We start from the raw sequence: 1,651 nt of genomic DNA on the forward strand, positions 1-1,651 counted from the left end.
TCTTCCTCGGTGCGCGCTCGGCGCACTGGCGCTTCGAAGCCGCGGACCGAGGAAGAGTGTCATGAGTCAAACGGGCCGCGATGACCCGCAATCCTTGGACAACCAGCTCTGCTTCGCCGTCTACGCGGCGGCGCACGCCTTCGGTCGCGCCTATCGCAGCCTGCTGGCCCACCACGAGTTGACCTACCCGCAATATCTCGTGCTGCTGGTGCTCTGGGAGGAGGAGGGCCTGTCGGTCAAGGAGATCGGCAGCCGGCTGTTCCTCGATTCCGGCACCCTCACGCCGCTCCTCAAGCGCCTGGAGGCCTCGGGCCATGTCCGGCGCGCCCGCGACCGGCCGGACGAGCGGCAGGTCAGCATCTTCCTCACCGAGAAGGGGCGGGGTCTCAAGGGCAAGATGGACTGTCTGCCCCACACGGTGGGCGGCATGACCGGGATGACCCTCGACGAGCGGCGCGCGCTGCTCGACAGCCTCGCCCTGATGCGCGACGAGCTTCACGCCCGCGCCGGCACCACCGAGATGAGCGCGGCGAGCGTGCCCGCCTAACGGGCCTCCATGATCGGACGCCGAAGACGAGAAAGCCGCCCCGAGGGGCGGCTTTCCGTTTGTCGTGGACGCGGCTCGAAGGAGCCGCACCGGCTCAGGACTTGGTCTTGAGGTAGGCGATGATGTCGTCGACCTTCTTCGGATCCTTGATGCCGGGGAAGACCATCTTGGTGCCGGGGATCATCTTCTTCGGGTCGGCGAGCCAGGTCTTCAGGTTGGCCTCGTCCCAGGTGATGCCGGACTTCTTCATCGCATCGGAGAAGGCGTAGCCATCCGCGCCCTCGCCGGCCTTCGCGCCGACGACGCCCTTGAGCGTCGGGCCGACGCCGTTCTTCTCGAAGTTGTGGCAGGCCTTGCAGGGGGCGAACGCCTTTTCGCCGGCGGCGGCATCGCCCTCGGCGTGGGCGGCGACGGGCAGGAGCAGCGCGAAGGCGGCGCCGAGGATGAGATGACGCATCGTTTTTTTCCTCCTTGGAACGGCCGGAGCCGCTTTGCTTATGGCAGAGCTTTTTGCCTTAGAACAGATATAGACTAAGCCGGGCACGCGTCCAGCCGAGGTCGCTTCACGAACGCGCTCATGCTCCTTTCGGTGGCTGCATAGGTCGGCGGGAACCGCCGTGCGTCTCGGGAATCTTTCCGCTAGGATGCGCGCTCGACGTCGTCCGGACGAACCTGAGACGCGGCGGCTGAAGCGGGGCTGAAGGCCGCGATCGGCGCCTGTGGATGGGCGGACGGCGGGCGCACTCTCCGCCGCGACCGGCCCGACAACGCGGCTCGAGCGCGGCTCGTGAGCGGGCGTCCGAACGACGACGCAAGAACCAGTTTCTGGAGGAGATGCCGGCCATGTCGATCGCCTTCCCCGCGCCGAACGCGGATGTCGTCGCCCGCCGTGAGGCGATCATCGAGGGCCTTTCCGCGCTGGTGGCGCCGGAGGCCCTGGTGACGACGGAGGACGAGCGCCGCGCGTTCGAGACCGACGGCCTCACCGCCTACCGCAAGATGCCGCTCGCCGTGGTGCTGCCCTCCACGACGCAGGAGGTCTCGGCGGTGATGGCCTTCTGCCACGCCAACGGCGTGCCCGTGCCGGCACCGCGGGCCACCACG

General features: G+C 68.1%; 3 protein-coding genes. 2 read left to right on the forward strand and 1 reads right to left on the reverse strand.

The features are described from left to right. Positions 1 to 61: 61 nt before the first annotated feature. Complete coding sequence (locus MFF42_RS23525) at positions 62 to 547, forward strand: MarR family winged helix-turn-helix transcriptional regulator (protein ID WP_238258182.1); 486 nt, start codon at positions 62 to 64, stop codon at positions 545 to 547. A 94-nt stretch (positions 548 to 641) separates the two neighbouring features. On the opposite strand, the gene MFF42_RS23530 is transcribed toward MFF42_RS23525, so the two are convergent. Beyond that, a complete protein-coding gene (locus tag MFF42_RS23530; protein ID WP_238258184.1) occupies positions 642 to 1,004 on the reverse strand; it encodes a c-type cytochrome in 363 nt (120 codons plus the stop codon). 386 nt (positions 1,005 to 1,390) lie between these two features. Between MFF42_RS23530 and MFF42_RS23535 the strand changes: the two genes are divergently transcribed. Beyond that, on the forward strand, positions 1,391 to 1,651 hold a 261-nt coding region (locus tag MFF42_RS23535), incomplete at its 3' end, for an FAD-binding oxidoreductase (RefSeq protein ID WP_373875217.1).

It is taken from the genome of Methylorubrum podarium, assembly GCF_022179745.1.
Lineage (GTDB): Bacteria > Pseudomonadota > Alphaproteobacteria > Rhizobiales > Beijerinckiaceae > Methylobacterium > Methylobacterium podarium.

What these genes read in the sequence shown, in the direction of transcription:
- MFF42_RS23525 (WP_238258182.1), top strand. Translation starts at nt 62, where the DNA reads ATGAGTCAAACGGGCCGCGATGACCCGCAATCCTTGGACAACCAGCTC.
- MFF42_RS23530 (WP_238258184.1), bottom strand. Translation starts at nt 1,004, where the DNA reads ATGCGTCATCTCATCCTCGGCGCCGCCTTCGCGCTGCTCCTGCCCGTC.